Origin of the sequence: Vibrio sp. SALL6, from assembly GCF_002002385.1 — a bacterium.
Classification (GTDB): domain Bacteria; phylum Pseudomonadota; class Gammaproteobacteria; order Enterobacterales; family Vibrionaceae; genus Vibrio; species Vibrio parahaemolyticus.
On the sequence record NZ_MQVK01000006.1, the window covers coordinates 309,722 to 329,709 of the forward strand.

The 19,988-nt window shown below is 45.7% G+C and carries 18 protein-coding genes and 1 riboswitch; of the genes, 8 read left to right on the top strand and 10 right to left on the bottom strand.

Annotated features, from left to right (window positions below; all coding sequences use genetic code 11):
• Positions 1–51: 51 nt before the first annotated feature.
• On the bottom strand, positions 52–492 hold the full coding sequence (locus tag BIW15_RS03295; RefSeq protein WP_023584497.1) for a protein-tyrosine-phosphatase: 441 nt from the start codon (positions 490–492) through the stop codon (positions 52–54).
• Positions 493–620: 128 nt separating this feature from the next.
• Positions 621–1,739 (bottom strand): polysaccharide export protein, encoded by a 1,119-nt coding sequence (locus BIW15_RS03300; RefSeq protein ID WP_077280574.1) that lies wholly within the window; start codon positions 1,737–1,739, stop codon positions 621–623.
• 454 nt (positions 1,740–2,193) lie between these two features.
• On the opposite strand from BIW15_RS03300, the gene BIW15_RS03305 reads away from it, so the two are divergent.
• Entirely contained in the window at positions 2,194–3,093 is a 900-nt protein-coding gene (locus tag BIW15_RS03305) for a hypothetical protein (RefSeq protein ID WP_021484121.1), read from the top strand.
• Positions 3,094–3,162: 69 nt separating this feature from the next.
• On the opposite strand, the gene nfsA is transcribed toward BIW15_RS03305, so the two are convergent.
• A complete protein-coding gene (gene nfsA / locus BIW15_RS03310; RefSeq protein ID WP_077280575.1) occupies positions 3,163–3,885 on the bottom strand; it encodes an oxygen-insensitive NADPH nitroreductase in 723 nt (240 codons plus the stop codon).
• 195 nt (positions 3,886–4,080) lie between these two features.
• Between nfsA and BIW15_RS03315 the strand changes: the two genes are divergently transcribed.
• Together BIW15_RS03315 and BIW15_RS03320 are read left to right on the top strand one after the other, a co-directional pair.
• A complete protein-coding gene (locus BIW15_RS03315; RefSeq protein WP_005458325.1) occupies positions 4,081–4,722 on the top strand; it encodes a MarC family protein in 642 nt (213 codons plus the stop codon).
• 181 nt (positions 4,723–4,903) lie between these two features.
• Entirely contained in the window at positions 4,904–5,776 is an 873-nt protein-coding gene (locus BIW15_RS03320; RefSeq protein WP_005484185.1) for a patatin family protein, read from the top strand.
• A 70-nt stretch (positions 5,777–5,846) separates the two neighbouring features.
• Here BIW15_RS03320 and gbpA read toward each other — a convergent pair whose 3' ends face one another.
• Positions 5,847–7,310: an N-acetylglucosamine-binding protein GbpA gene (gbpA, locus tag BIW15_RS03325; protein ID WP_020841500.1), complete on the bottom strand. Its 1,464-nt coding sequence runs from the start codon at positions 7,308–7,310 to the stop codon at positions 5,847–5,849.
• A gap of 100 nt (positions 7,311–7,410) precedes the next feature.
• Positions 7,411–7,515: riboswitch (cyclic di-GMP riboswitch) on the bottom strand.
• Positions 7,516–7,941: 426 nt separating this feature from the next.
• Complete coding sequence (locus BIW15_RS03330) at positions 7,942–8,922, bottom strand: rhodanese-related sulfurtransferase (protein WP_005499922.1); 981 nt, start codon at positions 8,920–8,922, stop codon at positions 7,942–7,944.
• Between the two features lie 325 nt (positions 8,923–9,247).
• Between BIW15_RS03330 and BIW15_RS03335 the strand changes: the two genes are divergently transcribed.
• Positions 9,248–9,736, top strand: a complete 489-nt coding sequence (locus tag BIW15_RS03335; protein ID WP_005462686.1) for a GNAT family N-acetyltransferase — start codon at positions 9,248–9,250, stop codon at positions 9,734–9,736.
• Between the two features lie 75 nt (positions 9,737–9,811).
• Here the strand turns inward: BIW15_RS03335 and BIW15_RS03340 are convergent, their stop codons facing one another.
• Positions 9,812–11,107 (bottom strand): alpha/beta fold hydrolase, encoded by a 1,296-nt coding sequence (locus tag BIW15_RS03340; RefSeq protein ID WP_077280576.1) that lies wholly within the window; start codon positions 11,105–11,107, stop codon positions 9,812–9,814.
• Positions 11,108–11,317: 210 nt separating this feature from the next.
• On the opposite strand from BIW15_RS03340, the gene BIW15_RS03345 reads away from it, so the two are divergent.
• Positions 11,318–12,475, top strand: a complete 1,158-nt coding sequence (locus BIW15_RS03345) for a D-alanyl-D-alanine carboxypeptidase family protein (protein WP_077280577.1) — start codon at positions 11,318–11,320, stop codon at positions 12,473–12,475.
• Between the two features lie 84 nt (positions 12,476–12,559).
• On the opposite strand, the gene BIW15_RS03350 is transcribed toward BIW15_RS03345, so the two are convergent.
• The gene (locus BIW15_RS03350; protein ID WP_179115215.1) at positions 12,560–15,217 is read right to left on the bottom strand and encodes an alpha-amylase family glycosyl hydrolase; all 2,658 of its coding nucleotides are present in this window, start codon (positions 15,215–15,217) and stop codon (positions 12,560–12,562) included.
• Positions 15,218–15,346: 129 nt separating this feature from the next.
• A complete protein-coding gene (locus BIW15_RS03355) occupies positions 15,347–16,810 on the bottom strand; it encodes an AraC family transcriptional regulator (protein WP_179115216.1) in 1,464 nt (487 codons plus the stop codon).
• A gap of 167 nt (positions 16,811–16,977) precedes the next feature.
• Here BIW15_RS03355 and BIW15_RS03360 point away from each other — a divergent pair, with 167 nt between their 5' ends.
• Complete coding sequence (locus tag BIW15_RS03360; RefSeq protein WP_005480118.1) at positions 16,978–17,631, top strand: oxygen-insensitive NAD(P)H-dependent nitroreductase NfsB; 654 nt, start codon at positions 16,978–16,980, stop codon at positions 17,629–17,631.
• A 69-nt stretch (positions 17,632–17,700) separates the two neighbouring features.
• On the top strand, positions 17,701–17,991 hold the full coding sequence (locus BIW15_RS03365) for a putative quinol monooxygenase (protein WP_017634435.1): 291 nt from the start codon (positions 17,701–17,703) through the stop codon (positions 17,989–17,991).
• Here BIW15_RS03365 and BIW15_RS03370 read toward each other — a convergent pair.
• Positions 17,988–18,911 (bottom strand): LysR family transcriptional regulator, encoded by a 924-nt coding sequence (locus BIW15_RS03370; protein WP_020838235.1) that lies wholly within the window; start codon positions 18,909–18,911, stop codon positions 17,988–17,990. The genes BIW15_RS03365 and BIW15_RS03370 overlap by 4 nt on opposite strands.
• A gap of 150 nt (positions 18,912–19,061) precedes the next feature.
• Here BIW15_RS03370 and BIW15_RS03375 point away from each other — a divergent pair, with 150 nt between their 5' ends.
• The gene (locus tag BIW15_RS03375) at positions 19,062–19,280 is read left to right on the top strand and encodes a VF530 family DNA-binding protein (protein WP_005396617.1); all 219 of its coding nucleotides are present in this window, start codon (positions 19,062–19,064) and stop codon (positions 19,278–19,280) included.
• A gap of 111 nt (positions 19,281–19,391) precedes the next feature.
• Here BIW15_RS03375 and BIW15_RS03380 read toward each other — a convergent pair whose 3' ends face one another.
• Positions 19,392–19,844 (bottom strand): thioesterase family protein, encoded by a 453-nt coding sequence (locus tag BIW15_RS03380; protein ID WP_005480116.1) that lies wholly within the window; start codon positions 19,842–19,844, stop codon positions 19,392–19,394.
• Positions 19,845–19,988: the final 144 nt, after the last annotated feature.

The window sequence follows — 19,988 nt, forward strand, 5'->3', positions numbered from 1 at the left end:
CTTTAACTTCTTGAATACCTTGCCATTAGCGTTTATGTATAGTCTTTCGACTTATAGTTTTTTTGACCATGCCAATGCAGCTTTTTCTATCAGCGCATAAGCATGCTCGAATGCTTCCCTGCTTTGTCTGTATGGGTCAGGGATATTTTTTTCTTCGATCCATTGTCCAAATAGCATGGTTTTACCACGAGCCTCCGGAGCAATTTTTGTTAAGGCTTCTAAATGGCCTTTTTCCATTACCAGTATAAGATCGTACTGAGCACAGAGCTCTGGTGTTAATTGTTGTGCTTCATGCCCGTCTAAACTAATACCGTGTTCACTGGCGAGGTTTGCAGCCATTTGATCTGCGGGCTTTCCTGATAGATGACTTTTGTGGACAGCTAAGCCTGCTGAAGCCACTTGCTTATTAGGAAGCAAAGATTGTAAAAGTCTTTCCCCGGTCGGGGAGCGGCAAATATTGCCTACACAGACAACGAGAATATTAGAAAACAAGTTCTCACCCTATTTAAGCTATTGCTAAATAATCGAATCTACATGCTCTATCTTGTTCTGAAGAGCAACAACGGTTCTTTTGGTATTAGAAAAGAGCACAAGGTTCAACTCTTGTGCTCATGTTAATTCTATGGCCAAGTGCGAATGCGTAGCACACCTTCTGTTAGCTCATTAAAGCCTGAAATCGTAGGCACTAGCTGTGTAATTACACGATTCCAACGGCTAATCGGAGCGGTGGTAACATACACAATATCATATGGATTTAGATCAAACTCGGTACCAATAACGAGTGCAGATGCATCAGACACATCTAACTGGTAGATGTCTGCCATTTTAGATTCTTCTTTTGAACGTCTAATGACAAAAACACCCGTGGCGTCTGCCGAAATTTGATTAATACCACCGACGTTACTCAGTGCTTCAGTAAGGCTCATACCACTGCGATCAATTTTCAGCAGTTTTGGATCATTGACTTCACCCATCACGAATACCTTTTGTGCGTCATTACGTGGGATGTGGACAATGTCGCCCGGTTTTAGAAGACGGTTTTGAGTGAGATCACCTTGTTGCATTAGTGCATAAAGTGAGATGTTTTCAACCACCCCATTGCGTGTAAGAGTTGCATTGCGCCAGTCTGCCTCTTGAGCAAGTCCACCTGCGCGGTTTACTGCGTCTAGAAGTGTTAGTGGAATGTTAGTGATCGCTTGTTGGCCTGGCTTGTTCACTTCACCTGTAACATAGGTTTTTTTAGAGCGAAAAGCTGCGACGCTAACGTCTACTTGAGGACTTTCGATGTATTTTGCTAAACGGCTTGCAATATCAGAACGAATTTGTCGAACGTTTTTGCCTTCCACTTTTACAACGCCAATGTATGGGTAAAAAATGGTGCCGTCAGAATGCACCCAGTTCCCAGCTTCCGCAGAACTACGGTACGAACCCGCAGGAATAGTGAGCTCTGGATGATCCCAAATCGTGATGTTCAGAATATCACCGGGGCCAACCTCATACTCATATTTGGCTATTTCCACATCTAGCTCTGGGTTTGGTTTCGAGAAAGGCTCAATAGAGTTTAAAGAAGTGACTCGCTCCAAAGTTAGGGGATAAACGGTAACTTGAGACTCTATGTCACTGGATTCGGTAGTCATTACCGTTTTATCGCTGACAGAAAGATGGCTACCAGGAAGTGTACAGCCTGAAAGGACGATAGGAAGTACAGTTATCCCCAAAAATTTATTAAGTGTATTCATTGGTTTATAGCTACCGAAAGAAATTTGCCGACTGAAATTGAATCATTCTAGTTGAGCTGCATGTCATCAATATTGATGTTTTACTGCAGTTTAAGCCTGTAGAAAACGAGTCCATTCAGAATTATTTATGTAATAAGCACTCCAAATGGCTGCTTGCGACTTAGAGCTTTAGTTTTATTAATGAAGGTTGAAAACTGACCCACAAAAAATAGACAACTATTATCCATCTGGTTGCAATAAAGGCAACTAGATACTTAAAAAAATACTGACAAATATATGACAAAAATGTGTCTATCTAGAGTTATTGAGACGAATGCATGATTTTGCACAGGTAAACAGAGATTAATGTGAAAAAACTCATGCCAAAGTTGTATGCATCCTATTTACACCATATGCAACTGCCGTTATGCTTCCTGTTGCGGTCGGATATAACAACAAATTATTGGAGCTAATTTTGAAAATCAAACTTTTAACGGCAAGTGTGGCTGCGGTTCTGCTGGCAGGTTGTGGTAGTGACAGTGACCCAGTAGTGAAAACTTACTCAGTTCAGGCTTATGATCCAGCTGTTATCGGCATGAAGGTTCAAGCTGTATGTGGTGGTGAAACATACGACGCGATTGAAAATACAACAAACTATGAAGGTATGGTTGGTGAAGCGCGTTTTGAAAATATCAATGTCGTAAATGCGCCAGGTGACTGTGCTTTCGTATTGACGCATACTGATGAGAGTAAAGACGCATCAAATGGTAAACCTATTACATCTGATTACAAAATCCCTCAAGGCTTAGCGCAGGCGGATTCATTAGTAACAGGCTCTCCATTTACGACTTTGGTTTCTAACTCTTTGAAAGAAGGTGAGATTTACTCTTCTGATATCGCCGAAAAAGTATTCGAGAACTTAGGTATTGATATCAATGCAAGTGGTAAAACGGTTGATGAAATCCTTCGTGATACAGAGTCAGTAGTTGAAGGTCTTCAAGGTGAAGGCGGTAATAGTGCACTTGCTACGAAGTTAGTTGCTACAGCGAACGTTGTATCGGATATCATTAAAGCAAACCCAACAGCTGCACCTGAAGCTGTAGCAGTTGCTGCAAAATCGATTACCGAAGAAGTGATTGCGAAAAATCCACATTACCCTAAAGCTAGCGCGGGTTCTGATGAAGTGATTTACGTAGAGATTTCTGAAGAAGATACAAAGAACGTTGTTGAGCAGGTTGAAAAAGATATCGCTGCAGGAAAACCTGCAGATCAAATTAAACCAACTGTTCCTACAATTCCTGAAGCGAAACCTGGTAAGCCAATTAAACCAGAACCACAACCTGGAGATGGTACTGGCGCGACAGGCGGTAACTAAGCGAGTTTTTGCTGATAAATTCTAAAGGCCTCTTCAGAGGCCTTTTTTGATCCTATCGTACTGTGATCATCACCTTTTAGTGAGCCCTTTACTGTTTAAGTAAGGTAGAATATGCGGACGAGACTCACCAGCTAACTTGCTCGTAACCTCTTGTGACCACGTACTTTGTTTTTGATTGCTTGAGCGGTTTGCATAGTAGTTCTGCATCGTTTGGTCGTATGCTTGAATGTCATCTAAGTTGAGATCTTGGTACTGGTTCTCGTGCACCACCACGTGCGCAGGTAGGCGAGGTTTAACTTCTGGGTTTTGATCTGGATGGCCCAAACACATACCAAATAGGATGGCGGTATTCTGGGGTAGCCCCAGTAGCTCATCCACTTGTTGGGCATTGTTTCTTAAGCCGCCAATGTATACGCCTCCCAAACCCATCGATTCTGCTGCCAGTAAGCAGTTTTGAGCCATGATTCCAGAGTCTACGGCGCCTATTAGCGTTAACTCTGTGAAATCGGCTTGAACATCAGGATTAATACTGGTGTGACGCTGGTAGTCGATACAGAACACCAAGAACTCTGCTGCGCTTTCAACGTATGCTTGATTCCCTGCAAATTTCGCTAGTTGCGATCTCTTCTCTGTGTCCGTGACTCTAACAATTGATACTACCTGCAACATACTGGATGAGGATGCGGCAAGACCCGCTTGAAGGATGGTTTCCAGTTGCTCTTTATCGATAGGCTGTGAGGTAAATTTACGAATGGAACGGTGGCCAAGAATGGTTTGGATCGTACTGTTCATGATGACTTAACATCCTTTGTTCTATTTTTAGGCTGAGCGTTCACCTTAGCGGTATTTAATGAATGGGTAAACTATCGCGAAAGAAAAACTGTGCCTTAGAGCATAAGTTTGAGTTCAGACTGGGGAAACGGCGCGCATTCTGTTTGTGAAGGTATATACTGTTTTTAGAATCAATAGTTTATCTGCGTTGGAAAGATGAAAGAGCTGATACTTCATACTGTCACGGTGTTCATGGGCTTCTTTGCGATTATGAATCCCATTGCCAATATTCCTATCTTTTTGAGCCTCACGGCGGATGAAGATAAAGAGACCGTTCGATCAATAGCACTTCGTTCGGTGTTTATTGCTTTTGTCATCGTGGCTATTTTTGCCATCGCAGGAAAAGTGATTTTCGACCTCTTTGGTATCACCCTTTATGCGTTGCGTATTACTGGGGGAATCTTAGTCTTCATGATAGGTTTTAATATGTTGCAAGGAGATTCCACGCATCAAAAAACCAAGGAAAAAGCGTATTCGCCTGCGCAGCAACAGGCAGCCTTGAGTATTGCCGTATCACCGTTGGCGATGCCAATACTCGCGGGGCCGGGTACGATTGCGACAGCGATGAACTTTGCGACCACAGGTGGTTTTGACCAAACCATTATTACCATCGTTTCATTTGCGGTTCTTTGTATCATCACCTACATATTGTTCCTGTTTGGGGACAAACTGGTCAAAGCGGTAGGGCCTAGTGCTTTGAATGTGGTGACAAAAATGATGGGCCTGATTTTGGCAGTTATCGGCACCCAAATGTTCATCGATGGTGCTGGCGAAGCCTACAAAACCGTATTTGCCTAACTCTTCCTATATTTCCCAAATCCACACTTGTGTTGCGTCATAAGTGTGGATTTTTTGATCTTTAGTTTTCACTTTCTAAGGCAGAAATACATAGACTTCACCTATCTCAATAATAAGAATAACCAATTGTTGCTAATGCACGAATTTCATTACTCTTTTCCGAGAAATTAATGGGGGAAACATGGCAACGAAAGCAATTGTAGTGGAAGGTGGAGCGATGCGCGGCGTCTTTGCCAGTGGCGTGTTGGACGCATTTCTAGAGCGAGATTATAAGCCATTTGATTTTGCGATTGGTGTGTCGGCAGGCGCATCTAATTTGATTGGTTATCTGACCGATTACCCGCATCGCAGTATAAATGTGATTACAAAGCTCGCGACCAGCAAGCGCTTTTTCGATCCGACCCGTTTCCTCAAAGGTGGCGATTTGATTGATGTAAAATGGCTGTTTGAAGAGTCCAACCGTTTGTATCCCGTCGATGAGAAAAAGCTTTTTGAAGGCATTCCTTTTTTTGCGGCCACCACGAATGTGGACACAGGTAAAGCGGACTACTATCGAGTGACGCGAGAAAATTTCCATCATGCGATAGAAGCGACAACAGCATTGCCGATTGCTTACAAACATACTCCGTGTTTTTCTGGTGGTTGTTATACCGATGGTGGTGTGGCGGATTCTATTCCGGTTCGAGAAGCTTACCGAAGAGGAGCGCGAGACATCACGGTTGTGCTATCGCACCCGCTGAATTACTCCAAAAAACCAGTAAAAAATACTTGGTTAATGAACAAGTTGTTTGCTGAACATCCCAAAATGGCAGAAGCGATGTTGCATCGTTCAGAGAACTACAATGAGTCCTTGGAATTTATCCGCAATCCCCCACAAGGAACCCGTGTGAGAGTGATTGCACCGCCGGATGAATTTCATGTGCAACGCTTGTCGATGCGCCAATCCGTTCTACTCGAAGGGTATGAAATGGGGCTTCACGAAGGCAGAACTCATATCACCAATCTGTCTGGTGGTTATGGTTTAAGTCGAGAAAACTGCCACTTTTGTCTTTAACTCGCAGTGATTGATAAAGTAAAAAGAACCCCGCGATTGGCGGGGTTCTTTACGTTTATCGTCCGCGAGATTAGTTCAGTTTATCCCAAGCCATTTCCCAGTGTGAGCCTGTCGCTGGCTCAAATTGTGTTGCACTCTCACTCCACTGTACGCAGTAGCCAGAGTAAGGGAATGGTTTACATTGATAAATCGCGCCGTCGCTTGCTAACACTTTTGTACCTGCTGTGTAGCTAGAAAGCCCCTCAGGGAATACAAAGTCGTATTCGCCTGATGGTGGTGGGGTGACTTCCTCACTTTTTAGATGGAAATCCAGAGTTTGCTGATCGACAAGGTTGCCATCGGTATCTTTAATGCGGGTTACTAACATGTGGTGCCCTGGTTCTGATTTGCTCAGCGTGAGTTCTACTTGTTCGCTTGCACCATCTTGAATTGAACCCGTCCAACTTGCTAGTGGTTCGCGATGATGATTGTAAACCGTTAACTCGGCGGTTAAGTCGCCCTCTGCGGTAAGAGTGAGGTCTAAAGCGGTTGGCTCTGTACCAATTATGTACTCACTAGCAAGACCATCAACCGTGAGTGAATAGTCAGGTACTGGCGTTTCAATGTTGTAGCCAATTTCAACACGCTCAAGGCCACTGTTTGATTGCAGGTAAATTGGGTTCGTGCCGTACACTGGCGTGAACTTGTCTTCCGAATATTGACCAGCTTGAAGCTTAGTTTGCTCTTGGTTGATTTTACTCGCCAAGGCGTAAGACCAGTTTTTCGCTTGAGTGAGTGCGTCGTTACTAATTGCTAGTTCAGTGCGGTACGCAACGTTCTCACCAGATTGATCAAACACGCGAGTGTAAACCGAATCGCCAACCTTTAGATTCATAGTAGGGATGATTTGGCCACCTTGAGTCCACTCAGGAATCACAGGGTCGTCACCATCAAATTTGACATCGATAACGTTGTAGAATGATGCTGCGGTATCACCCACATCCCATACCGCAAGGATGACATGGTACCCCTCGCGTTCAGGCACGTTACATTGGTGGCTCATCTGTTTTGGTGGTTGAACCATATTGCCGTCAACTACACAGAAAGGGTTGAGATCGAACGAGTCGCGTGACAATGAAGCGTTCGGGTTCCAATTCGGTTTTGTGATGTAGTATTTCCAATCACGAGTCACGTGGTTTGCTGTAAAAGTCCATTCAAACGTTTGTGTACCAGATTTTATCGGACGTTTTACCCAGCGGTCGGCGGTTTGTTCGTCTAGTGCAGCTGCTAGAGCCGTTTCTGCACTGGCAATTTTACCGTCGCGAGGGCCTGTTTCTGGGAAGCCATCTGGGCCTTCGACGCTTTGTGGTTCATATTGAATTGCGCCACAGTTAGTGTTTCTTTCATTGGTATCCGATGTTGGGTACTTACACAGCGCTGCACGACTTGCTGCGACGCCGTCGTTGGATTCCGATACGTAACCGTGTGCTAAGACACCAGAGCTCATGCTTGCGATAGCAAGGGCAACGAGCGATTTATTAGGGAATGATTTCATTACACGTCCTCTTGTTTGGCTGACAAATGAATGCCACAACTCGGCGCATGCAGAGCACTCTCGTCCGCATCTGATTGGAACTCATTAGATACAGATAGAAAGTGGCAACCCCGCTATCTTAAGCACTAGTGTTGACTAGTTAAGCAGTGCTGGAAGACCGGAAGCTTTGCGTCCCATCCTTTCGAATGGTTTGCCGAAATGTGATTGAGCACTCGGAATGTAGCGTATGAATCTGCGCAAATAAAAATAATTCATCTCCTTGTGGAATCGTTCTCGCAATTTAATATCTATTTGCTAAATAAACGAATGACCTTTGTAATCGTGTGTAATTTAACTATCTGAAAATGTTTGTTTTTAGGTATTTGTTATTGATTTTATGAATGAAATTCTGGGCATTCTATTGGTATGGTTTTTGAGTTTGTTTTGCTGCTAACACTGAAGAGGGGGAAGTGCTCAGGGCTAAGTGCGATTGTGCTCTTGGTGAGGTTTTTTAGGTGTATTTACTGTTGTCGAGTTCGATTTGAAACGTAAATGTTTTGCTTGAATGTTAGTGGGGAAGTGAATAAATAGTGATTGTAAAAAAGAGGGCGAGCCGTATGGGTTACGGCCCGCCGAAAGCCTATTGAGTCACTTAAGCTTGTTTACGTTGAGCTGCTTTTTTCGCTAGCTTTGCTTCGCGTCGCTGCGCACGTTGCTTAGCACTTTCACCACCAACGTGCTGCTCGCCTCGTTGATCGGCTAATGAAACTTGCTTTTCGCGCTCGCGGAATCGCGCAACTTGCTCTTCTGAATGTTTGCCGTGACATTTCGGGCAGCTCACGCCTTGCTCGAACAATTCAGACTGCTTGTCTTCGTCTGTGATCGGTAATCGACAAGCGTTACACAAATCGTAATCGGCTTTCTCAAGCTGGTGGTTGACAGCCACACGACCGTCAAACACGTAACAATCGCCTTCCCACATGCTCTCTTCTTGTGGTACTTCTTCAAGGTATTTAAGAATGCCGCCTTCTAGGTGGTAAACTTCCTCAAAGCCTTGCTCTTTCATGTAAGCGGTTGATTTCTCACATCGGATACCACCTGTACAGAACATCGCAACTTTCTTGTGTTTTGCCGGATCCATGTTTTCTTTCACATAGTCTGGGAACTCTCGGAACGTTTCAGTATTTGGGTTTACAGCCCCTTTGAAGGTGCCGATTTCGATTTCGTAATCGTTGCGAGTATCCACCACAAACACTTCTGGATCAGCGATTAAATCGTTCCAATCTTGAGGTTTCACATACGTACCTACCACATGGCGAGGGTCGATGCCTTCAACACCCAATGTCACGATCTCTTTTTTCAGCTTCACTTTGGTGCGGTTGAATGGTTGCGTTTCAGAGTAAGATTCTTTGTAGACCGTGCCCGTTAAACGAGGCTCAGTATTTAGCCACTCAAGCAGCGTATCAATACCCGCGCGGTCAGAGGCGACCGTACCATTAATACCTTCCCCAGCCAGCAGTAACGTGCCGCGAATATGGTGTTTTTCCATCAACGCAAGTAATGGCTCGCGTAGCTCTTGATAGTTATTCAGCTCCACAAACTTGTACAGCGCACAGACTACATACTGACTCATGAGATTTCCTTTATAAAAACAGGTGGTCGATGACCTTTAAATTTTAGCGGCTCGGAGTATACCTGAGTAAATTAGTCGGAAATACGGACAAAATTTACGGATATTATTGTCAGAAGAGAGGCGATGCTGGATGGCAAAGCGCTCGGCAGCGAGACAAATCCGGTATGTGTTCAAACTCTTGGCAAAAACAAAAGGAGGAAAGGGAAATCAAACTCGACATGGTTGGTTGAAATTTGTACTGTGGCTATGCTTTATATTTCTACCTAAATAGGTTATGAGCGAAAGCCAAAATGACAATAAAACCATCAGTTAGCAGGAAAAGGACATGCAGCAGTTTCACATCAGAAGGCTGAGAGAAGAAGATATCCCTTTACTCAAAGGATTATTGGTAGAGCTCGATACCTCTCACTATGAAGCCGAGCCTAACTTCTACCGATCACCCGAAGAAATGGCGCAGCTAAGGGAAGAACGTGGCGTCTTTGACAAGTATTTCGATGACAGCATGATCGCCTTTATCGCTTGCTCACATCGACAAGTCGTTGGATTTATCTCTGGTACCGTTCGAGATATTGACTCGATGGTTTCTGTTGCAAAGCGCGTTGGCTTCGTTAACGAGTTGGTGGTCTCGGAAAGTCATCGTAACTTAGGAATAGGCTTGTCGCTCATGGATAAAATCGAAAGCGATTTGTGCAATCAAGGTATTGAAGAAATTGGTTTAACCGTCGCATCGTTTAATCATGAAGGTGAAGATTTCTATCATAAGATGGGTTATCGCGTGATGACCAAAATGATGAGCAAAAGAGTGAAAGACTGATCGCCATAGTTCATAAGCCGCTATAAACGCCTTTTCACCAAATACTAAAAAGGCGTTTTTTAACGTCTGTCGTGCTTATTTCAACGTAGCTGCGGTCTGTTTTCCCATGGCAATGAGCCTGTCGAGAATGCGTTCACCGTCGGCACGCAAACCGTTGTGCTCGTACTCGTTGGTGATCCATGCTTTTGAATTTGGGATTAACGCGAGCGTCTCTCGGCTGATATCCATTTCAACAAACATATCATCGGCGTAAACGGCGCAACTGACAGGCACTTTATTTTGAGCCAATTGTGTTTGATCGTACAGCGCAGCCCAATCGTCTTTCGCGGCCAATATTTCTGCGGCGTCTTTTAGTGGCTTGAGGTTGACGTATTGGTCGAACATCCACGGGAAGACCATTTCCCCCGTAAAGTAAAATGGCTGGCCAGGTTCATAATTAAACTCTGGTCGAGTTTGGCGAACACGGTGTGCACTCCAATTCGACGCAAAGCCTTGGCAGTAAATCGATTCATGCAAAATGGCGTAGATCGGGTTGGTTTGGAAGTTTTGCTGCGCCAACATATCGTTCAAGAACTCATAACGAAGTTGTGGTTTGCCGTTCACTTCAATCAACGCGCTTTCTAGCCAATAGTAAGTTGGCAAGAAAGTATCACTCACACCAAAGTTGATGCCGATTTGTTGAAATTGCTCCACCGTGAAGCGTTGACCATTTGGTAGGTACTCTTCATTTTCCAGCAAGTGATTCGCAATGTTTTGGCAAAGTTGTTGCGCACTTGGAAATTGTTGGAAGAACGCTTGGTTTTTCTCCATGGTGCGTTTGAAGGTGGCTTCATACACATCGTCGGCATGACGCGAGACTGATGGCATGCCACCTGTGATGTAGCTTTGTAGCAAGCGGTCTGGGAACAAAGACAAATAGGTGAGGGAGCAAAAACCACCAAAGCTTTGACCTAAGATCGCCCATTTTTCGACGCCAAATTGCTCACGAATGTACTCCGCGTCGCGAACAATGTTGTCTGCGCGGAAGTGGCTCAAGTAGTCTGCTTGTTGCTGCGGTGTGAAATGAGCCAGAGTCTGATGATTAATCACCGAACTATTGCCCGTACCGCGCTGGTCGAGGAGCAAAACTCGGTACTCTTGCAGCGCGCGCTTTACCCAACCGCTATTGCCGTTTTGACGCGGAGAGGGAAAGCCCGGCCCGCCCTGAAAGTAAACCAACCAAGGTTTGGTCGATTCTTCATCGCCGACTAGGCAAACCGCACGGGCGAAGACTTCAATGGTGCCTTTACTCGCGTCTTGGTAATCCAGAGGAACGGTAAAGCTGTGGGGAGTGTAATGCAATCCTGCGTCGATAAATGATTGAGCGTTCATTGTTATCTTTATTTCCTTATTGAGGGGTAGCGCTACTTTACTGCGAATGGCATGAAGAACCAATGCTATTTCCCAATCGCCTCTTCAGTTCTATACCTTGGTCAAATCAATGTAAGTTCAAGAAAATGAAACGATTAGCGACTGGTGCAACTGGTTGAGTGAGCTATGCTCAATAGAGTTGCGACAAAGTAAGAGCATGGAGGAAGTCGGATGAAAGTGTCACTGGCTCGATGGATAATTGTGACTTGTTTAATAAGCGTACCTACTTTTGCCGTTGTTACGCCCAACCCACCTCAGTTACAGGCAAAAGGCTACGTATTAATGGACTTTCAATCCGGTGCCGTTATTGCCGAGCATAACGGGCGAGCAGGCCTTGCTCCAGCGAGTTTAACCAAGTTGATGACCGCTTATGTAGTTGGACAAGAAATCAAAGCGGGGCGTTTGAAATGGGATGATGTTGTCACCGTGAGCGAAAACGCGTGGTCGGCCAAGTTTCCCGGTTCTTCTAAAATGTTCATCAAACCGAAAGATGAAATTAGTGTTGCGAACTTAATGCGCGGCGTGATCATCCAATCAGGAAATGATGCGTGCGTTGCACTGGCTGAGCACGTTGCAGGCAGCGAACGCGGCTTTGTCGCCTTGATGAATGGTTGGGCGGAGAAATTAGGACTGCAAGACACCTATTTTGTGAACTCCCATGGTCTTGATAGTGATGGCATCCAAACCTCACCAACCGATATGGCAAAACTCATGCAGTCGATCATCAGCGATGTTCCTGATGTGTACGCGCTATACAGTGAGAAAGTCTTCAAGTGGAACGACATTACGCAGTACAACCGCAATAAGTTGTTGTGGGACAATTCCATTGATGTCGACGGGGGCAAAACCGGCTACACCAGCAATGCCGGATACAGCTTGGTGAGCTCGGCCAAAGAAGGAAGAATGCGCCTTATTTCGGTGGTGATGGGCACGCCAAGTAAACAGGCTCGGATCAGCCAATCGAAGAATCTACTCAGCTATGGTTTTCGCTTTTATGACACCAAGCAAGTTGCTAAACAGGGAGAAGTTGAGTCTAAAGTTCGCGTTTGGAAGGGAAATGCTAATCAAGTTGAAGCGATCTTCGCTAAAGATGCCTATCTCACTCTGCCTCGTTCAATGACGGCTGGGCTTGATAAGAGTGTGGTGCTAAATGAACCGTTGATTGCGCCGATCGCGCAAGGAGATGAGATTGGTAAGGTCGTTTGGAAAAGCGATGACAGTACCGTGGCGAGTTATCCCTTGGTCAGCAGCCAAGCGGTAGAAGAGGGCTCGTGGTTCGGTCAGCTTTGGGACAGTCTGGTGCTGTGGGTGAAATCGTTCTTTAACTAGAATAAAAACGAGCAGAAGTGTCTTTCTGCATTCTTTTGTTGATGGCCGCCCAGCTAAACGTTGGGCGGTGTTTTATTTAACGGTTTATTCCGACAAGGTGATGATTGGTAAATCGTCCCAAATCTTACTTTCATCCGATGCGCCACCGGAGAAGTTCCAAGGGCCTTTGTCTTGTTCTAGCGGACGGTAAGTTGCCGAAAGGCCGTCTAAGTCCCAAGTTGTGACATAGAAGCGGATACCATCGAGCGAATCTGGGCGGCCTAGTGCATCGCTAGCAAAGTCCATTGAAATGGTGTTGTTGGCTTTGTCTACTGTCACTGTTGGTGCTGGCGTTACGGCTTCTCCCCATGTCGTCGCATTTGCTCCTTTGGTGTTGTAAATAGAGCTTTGCCAGCCAAAAACAACCGCATTGCGACTCCAGGTTCCGCTTGGCATAGAAGCGTTGATCTTCGGTAGCTCAGACAAGTTGGTTGCGGCTTCTTCAGGTAAATCAATGAAGATGGTGAAACCTACGTGGTCGAAGCCGTTTGGTGGTAACCAAGTGTCGGTGATCTTGTCCATGGTGAAGGTCAAACGTACGTTACTGCCAACGGTAAATACCTCAGCTTTGTTGATTGCGAGTTGGCTATTGTTTTTATCGAATGTTGGATCCGTTGGTAGCGAATAGTTACCGTTAGGACCGCCCATGCCATCTTGCGCATCACCCGCGTCATCAATAGTGTCGTCTGGCGAGCTTGACCAGCTTAGGTTCGAGACAAAATTCACGTCCTCGATGCCTGCTTTTTTCTCGGTGGAATAAATCGCGAAGCGGTGCTGTTGTTCGCCAATAGCAAAGTGACGAGTCGACAGCGTGACGCTAAACTGACCATCAGCGCCTACAGTAATGGCTTGCGCTGTTTCCAAGTTACCATCGACGACAAGGTTCAACTTCTCGTTGGCGTTCGCACTACCCGCGATAACAATATCACCAGTGATGGTTTGTCCTTCCCAATCTTGCGCCAATTGGATGTTGAGGTCTGGCGTATCTACAGATTGGTTGCTGCTTGTTTTTGAGTAAATCACTGCAGACTTGGCTGGTAGCTCAAGGGTTACGTGACCATTTTCATCTGCTATTAACTGTTCTGGAGCTTCTGCCCAGTTCGACATGATTTGTTGTTGGAAGACGGTGCCGCCAACTTGTTCTACATCGAGTTGGTTCATCAACATCGGCGAGTTGGATGTATTCATCACAACCAAGACTTCGTCGTTATCCAACGTTCGAGTAAAGGCGAACACGCCCGCGCCCGCTTTATCGCTGCCAATCACTTTCATTTCGCCGCGTGTCATGACTTTGTTTTCAGTGCGTAGCTTGGCAAGTTCTTGAATAAACAAGTACATCTCACTGTTTTGGTCGAACGAGTCTACGTAGTTGCCATCTTCACGATACCCTCCGGCGAACATCGCATCACGCGCCGCTGACATTGCTTGCTCTGTACCTTGGTAAATCACAGGAATACCAGGTACGCTCATCATGGTGATCAGTGCTTGTTTCATGTCATTCACGCTACCTTGCGACAGAAAGCGCGGCATGTCGTGATTATCAATGAAGTTCGGCATGATGTATGGATTTGGGAACATCTCCATCATTTTCTCAAGACGGAAACGTAAATAGTCGGTCGGTTGTCCTGATGCAAATACGCGCGTCATGGTCGCTTGCAATGGGAAGTTCAGTACCGAGGTTAGCTGTTTCGGCGAACCACTTTCACCGATGTAAGTCAGCATCTTCTCTTCGCCTTCGGTGTGGTAAGGCGTAGATGTTTCGAATACTTCACCAAAAGTGAGGAAGTTGTCACGACCGGTATCAACCGCTTGCGTCATCACACCATCGTCGGCATGTAGGAAGTCGTTCCAGAAGTCGTGTTCAACAAACTTCACCGTATCGATACGGAATCCGTCGACGCCGACTTCGCGAATCCATTTTCGGTAGCTCTCTTTTAGATAAGCGCGTACTTCAGGATCGGACGTATTAAGGTCATCCAAATCAGAGAGCTGCCAGGTTTTTTCTTGTACCGGATCGTTGTGGTCGGTGATGGTTGGCGTCCAGTGGTAGCTGCCTGTGCCGTCTGTTTTACACTCGTTCATGTTGAGTGGGTACGGCAGTTCTTGCCCGGCGGGTAGTGCATTTTTTATCAAACGGAAGCCTTGGCAAGGTAGGCTTGGATCATAACTGTAAGGATCATCGTAGGTGAAGAAGTTGCCTACATGGTTGGTCACGATGTCCTGAATTAAGAACATGTTACGCGCATGCACTTCGCGTGCTAACGCTTGGTAGCTTTCCATGTCACCAAAGTGTTCATCCACTTTTTGGAAATCGCGCGCCCAGTACCCGTGGTAGCCGCCGTAGTTTTGCTCTGCATCCCACCATTGGTTAGCAACTGGCGGAGTAATCCAGATCGATGTGGCACCGAGATCTTCGATGTAGCTTAACTTATCACTCACACCAACGAGGTCGCCGCCGCTAAATTTTTTATCCGAAGTCGGATCGAATTCGTTTTGCCCTTGATCATTAAGAGTGCTGTCGCCGTCGTTAAAACGGTCGATCATCAGGAAGTAAATGATTTGATCTTGCCAATCAGGAGATGCCACGTGGCTGCCTGTATCGACTGGTGTGGTTTCGTCGCTTCCACAGCCAGAAAGAGCAAGAGCGATCGCTAAAGGAAGTATTTTTATTTTATTCATTGGGTTAGGTAGAGTTTCAAACACAGTTTTTGCCTCCGTTATGCAGCAATGCAGAAACGATAAAGCAAAGGTTTGAAATTGAGAGTGTCATTTCACGCCAAAAAAGACGTGAAATGATGTCACGAAGTGATGGTTTTGATCTGACCGACAGTTTTAATTGAGCGGTTGCACAATAGGATATTGTATCGGGTAATGCTCTTTCGCGAGCTCGTTGCCGGATTCATCATAAAGGCGGAAACGGCACTGCTTTGCAGTTTGAGTGAGCGATAATTGCAGCACCCAACAAGCATAATGTTGCGAGTGTTGGGTCAAGCGCATTGCGTGAGGTGTGGGGTCATCATCGGCGTAACAGTCAATCCTCGCAACGTTTTCAAGTCGGCATGCCAGTTCGATAAAGAGCGTATATTGCGCCCCAATGTTAATAAGTTGCCGAGTCGGGACAATATATTCCGCTGCGCCAATTAAAAGCCCTTTAGAAACCACATAATCACGCTGGTGGTTGTTCTCAATGTAACGTTCTCCATCGACTTCATAACACAGGCGAAAGGTAAGGGGATGCGCCACCGGAAGTTCGGTCGTTGCCCAGAGCTCGGTGCCATGACTTAAAAAACGCTCGAAGAAGGCGGGATAGCGCCGCCATGCGCCATCACGGTCACGGCATTCTACCGAGACCACTTTTTCAAACGCAATATTGTCCACTTCCATCCAGATTTTGCCGACAGGTTGGTCGATGTGATTATCGTCGAAGGTATTGGCTTTGGCGTAGTACAAGCGGATCGGTTGCTGATTTAGCTGAGTTCGGTTATCCAAACATTGTTGGCGATACTGCATGGGTGAAAACGGATACCAACGACGAAAAGTGCGGTGAAAGTTCGATGGTTCTTCATAACCGAGTTGATAGGCGATTTGCTGCGTTGTGAGTTGGGTGTCGGCAAGCAAAGTGAGTGCTTGCTTTCTTTTAGCGAAATCAACGCATTGAGAGTAGCTCATTTGCTTCTCTTGCAGTCGACGTTGCAAGGTGCGTTTGGAGACGCCCAGTTGCCTTGCTGCTTGCTCTAACTTGAGCGCGTAATTGCTGTTTTTGATGAACAAGGCGTTCAAAACACTCAGTAATTCTGGTTGCTCAATTGGCTGGTGAGAAAGCAGCAAATAAACATGTTTCACCAGGTCAAACACGCTTGAACTCGTTTTAGAATCTCGCGTTTCCCCTAGAAAAATATCGGCCGCGAGTGGATTGCTGGCTTGAACTTGTACCTGTATTGATTCGCTTAGCTCAAGCATTTCCAATTGCATTTTGAGCAAGCCAAACACCGACTCCGCCCAATTTGGCATATCGGCCGTTCTGCATTCGACTTGCAGATGGATTTGGGCATCACCATGTTGAAATGTGACGTACAAACGGCGGTCGAATAATGAAACACTTTTACTCCACCAAAGCAGCCCTTCTTGGAGGTTAGGCGCTTCTTTCAACATCATGCATTGCAAGGCAACCAACTTCTCAATGTGCCAATATTCGCCGGCAATTCTCAGATGATTGTGACCGAGCTTTTTGCACAGAAAGGATGTAATAACGTTATCTTGAGGCTGCATGAGTTGAGTTTGGTTGCGAGCAAACATGCATTATTGCCGAAAAGATGAAGAAGTTCAGTGAGAACGCTCAAAGCCTTTCTTATCGTTTTATTTTCAAATTTATTTTGAAAATGTTTTTAATCGAAATCGGTTTTTCCCTTTATCTCATGAGGTTATGCTGTTACACAGCTTAAGTTCATTAATTGGAGAACCTCATGGATATCGTACAAGCTGCAAAATCTCGTTACTCAACGAAAGTGTTTGACCCAACACGCAAGCTACCTCAAGAAAAAATCGACGCAGTTAAAGAGCTGATTCGTTTTAGTCCATCGAGTGTGAACTCCCAGCCTTGGCATTTCATTCTGGCAAGCACAGAAGAAGGCAAACAGCGCATCGCTAAAGCGGCGCAAGAGAACTACGCGTTTAACGCGGCGAAGATTCTCAACGCTTCTCACGTATTGGTGTTTTGTGCGAAAACAGGCATTGATAACGACTACATTGAAGCGCTAATGGCGCAAGAAGAAAAAGATGGCCGATTCCCAACCGAAGAAGCGAAAGCGGCTGTGCGTGGTGGTCGTAGCTACTTTGTGAACATGCACCGCTTTGATCTGAAAGATGCGAATCATTGGATGGAGAAACAAGTTTACCTCAACGTGGGTACGTTGTTGTTGGGTGCTTCGACGCTAGAAATTGATGCAGTGCCAATTGAAGGGTTTGATCCCAAAGTGCTGGATGAAGAATTTGGCTTGCGTGAAAAAGGTTACACCAGCGTTGTGATCGTGCCGCTGGGCTACCACGCGGAAGATGACTTCAACGCGAAAACGCCAAAGTCTCGCTGGGACGCAGAAACCGTATTCACCGAGATCTAATTCGAGCTTACTTGCTGGTTACGTAGAACCCTGTAATCAATATATAAATCGCAAAAGAGTGATAAAACGATGATCCACTTAGTTGCAGAAGTGAAAGCCTATCCAGACAGCAAGGATCAGGTGGTGAATTTGCTTGCTGGTTTACTAGAGCCAACTCGTCAAGAAGAAGGCTGTTGCCAATACGAGTTGTATCTCGACGAAAAAGTTGATGGCCTATTTATGTTCCAAGAAATTTGGGCATCGCAAGAGGCCTTGGATAAGCATTTGCAAAGCCCACACATGGCGACGTTTCTTGAAACATTGGAAGAGAACGATTGGGTTGAGTATACCCAGATTCGTCCTCTACGATTTATCGCCTAATGACAGAAGGTTGCCAGCACGTTGGCGCGTTGCTGGCAGCATTTTTGTTGGATAAAGTCGCGGAAAGTCCGAATCGTTGGCGTCAGTAAGCGACGATCGGCGCACACCATGTAGAGCGGTACTGGACCGCAATCCCACTCTGGTAACACTCGCACCAATCTTCCCTCGATTAAGTCTCGGCTGATGTCCATCAACGATTTATTCGCAATGCCTTTGCCTTTGATCGCTAACCGATGTGGCAAGTCACTATCGTTGCTCATCAAGTTACCGCTGACCACGACTTGTTCTTTCTCGCCGTCACGCGTGAGCGTCCATTTGTTGTAGACCGAATCCGCGACCATGTAGCACAAGCAGTTGTGTTGCGTTAAATCGGCAGGAGAGGTGAGTTCTGGATGTGTGGCTACGTACTCTGGCGATGCACATAAGATCCGCTCGTTTGCCCCACACAATGCCAACACGACCAGATTGGAGTCGGCCGGCTCGCCGTAGCGAATCGCAATATCGACAGGCTTGGTGTACATATCCGTCAAGCTATCGGACAGCTCTAGTTTGATGGAAACATTTGGGTAGAGATCGATGAACTCATCCACCCAATCGAGCAACATATTGCGACCAAAATCGGAGGGCGCAGTAATGTGCAGTTGACCAGATAACTCACCACGCGCACTTGAGATCTGATCCAACCCCTCTTGCAATGTAGCCAATGCTTGCGTGGTTTTGTCTAAAAACAGTTCGCCCTCTGAGGTTAAACGCAGGCTTCGGGTGGAACGCACAAACAGCGGGAAACCGATTTGCCCTTCAAGACGCTTAATCGATGCGCTAATGGCGGCAGGTGTCATGTCCATGCTGTTAGCGGCTTTTGAAAAGCTGCCTTGGCGCGCGGTTTCGACAAAAATATTGAGGTCGTTGAGGGCTTTCATCGTGAAAAGGATGTTTGTGAAGTTTGAGCTACTATAGGGGAGATGAGCAAAGTAATTCAAGCTAAACGCCTTGGAAGGTGAAAACATTAGGTTAAGTGGTCACTTTGAGTTAGATTAGCCCGCCATTTACATCGTTACTGGATCAACAACATGAGCAACGAACAGCCGAATAACCCTCTGCATGGGTTGAGTTTAGAAAAAATCGTCACCCGACTAGTTGAACACTTTGGTTGGAATGGCCTGTATGAGCGCGTTCGAGTGAACTGTTTTAAGAAAGATCCGTCGATCAAATCTTCTCTGAAGTTTTTGCGTAAAACGCAATGGGCGCGAGACAAAGTCGAAGCGCTGTATATCGAGACGTTTTGCTAAGCGTTACGCTTTCAGCTAAAAAATCCGAATCAAAAAAGGTGGTCATGAGCCACCTTTTTGTTTTCTAACTGTACTTGTTTCTTCGCTGACTTTTTACTGTCCGCTGCCGATTTATTCCAAATGATGCGTACTGCCAACCGTGCTTTCTAACTCAAGAATAGATTGGCGCACATGGTCAGGAATGGCCGCTTTCTCGTTGTTTTTAAAATCGAACATCACGCCTGTCGCGGTTGAGACCGTCGTAATCTTGCCCCATTTTTTACTCAATACTTGATATTCCATAGTGATGCGATCTTCTTGCATGTCGATCACGCGCGAGCCGACCAGCAACGTGTCTGGGTAAGTGACAGGCAGTTTGTAGCGACATTGCGTCTCGCTGAGTACTGGCCCAATTTGCGAGGTTTGCAGGTCGACCAGCAGATTAATTTTGTTGAAGTAATCTAAACGCGCCGTCTCAAAGTAGCGGAAATAGACCACGTTATTGACGTGTTGCAGAGCATCCATTTCACCCCATGCGACTTTGATCTCTGTGATAACGGGAAAGTCCTTTAACAGTGTGTCCATTTTTAGTGCTCCTTTTTCATCTGCATTGCCACAAATTGCGACGCGACTTATCACTTTGAGCATTTATTCTAGATGTAATCATTTAATATGTAATAAAATTGTTTTTAAAATGTGAAATGAAATGGCAATCTTATTATGTAAACT

What these genes read in the sequence shown, in the direction of transcription:
- BIW15_RS03315 (WP_005458325.1), top strand. Translation starts at nt 4,081, where the DNA reads ATGAAAGAGCTGATACTTCATACTGTCACGGTGTTCATGGGCTTCTTT.
- BIW15_RS03380 (WP_005480116.1), bottom strand. Translation starts at nt 19,844, where the DNA reads ATGGACACACTGTTAAAGGACTTTCCCGTTATCACAGAGATCAAAGTC.
- BIW15_RS03375 (WP_005396617.1), top strand. Translation starts at nt 19,062, where the DNA reads ATGAGCAACGAACAGCCGAATAACCCTCTGCATGGGTTGAGTTTAGAA.
- BIW15_RS03345 (WP_077280577.1), top strand. Translation starts at nt 11,318, where the DNA reads ATGAAAGTGTCACTGGCTCGATGGATAATTGTGACTTGTTTAATAAGC.
- BIW15_RS03370 (WP_020838235.1), bottom strand. Translation starts at nt 18,911, where the DNA reads ATGAAAGCCCTCAACGACCTCAATATTTTTGTCGAAACCGCGCGCCAA.
- gbpA (WP_020841500.1), bottom strand. Translation starts at nt 7,310, where the DNA reads ATGAAATCATTCCCTAATAAATCGCTCGTTGCCCTTGCTATCGCAAGC.
- BIW15_RS03340 (WP_077280576.1), bottom strand. Translation starts at nt 11,107, where the DNA reads ATGAACGCTCAATCATTTATCGACGCAGGATTGCATTACACTCCCCAC.
- BIW15_RS03320 (WP_005484185.1), top strand. Translation starts at nt 4,904, where the DNA reads ATGGCAACGAAAGCAATTGTAGTGGAAGGTGGAGCGATGCGCGGCGTC.
- BIW15_RS03335 (WP_005462686.1), top strand. Translation starts at nt 9,248, where the DNA reads ATGCAGCAGTTTCACATCAGAAGGCTGAGAGAAGAAGATATCCCTTTA.
- BIW15_RS03360 (WP_005480118.1), top strand. Translation starts at nt 16,978, where the DNA reads ATGGATATCGTACAAGCTGCAAAATCTCGTTACTCAACGAAAGTGTTT.
- BIW15_RS03300 (WP_077280574.1), bottom strand. Translation starts at nt 1,739, where the DNA reads ATGAATACACTTAATAAATTTTTGGGGATAACTGTACTTCCTATCGTC.
- BIW15_RS03365 (WP_017634435.1), top strand. Translation starts at nt 17,701, where the DNA reads ATGATCCACTTAGTTGCAGAAGTGAAAGCCTATCCAGACAGCAAGGAT.
- BIW15_RS03330 (WP_005499922.1), bottom strand. Translation starts at nt 8,922, where the DNA reads ATGAGTCAGTATGTAGTCTGTGCGCTGTACAAGTTTGTGGAGCTGAAT.
- nfsA (WP_077280575.1), bottom strand. Translation starts at nt 3,885, where the DNA reads ATGAACAGTACGATCCAAACCATTCTTGGCCACCGTTCCATTCGTAAA.
- BIW15_RS03355 (WP_179115216.1), bottom strand. Translation starts at nt 16,810, where the DNA reads ATGTTTGCTCGCAACCAAACTCAACTCATGCAGCCTCAAGATAACGTT.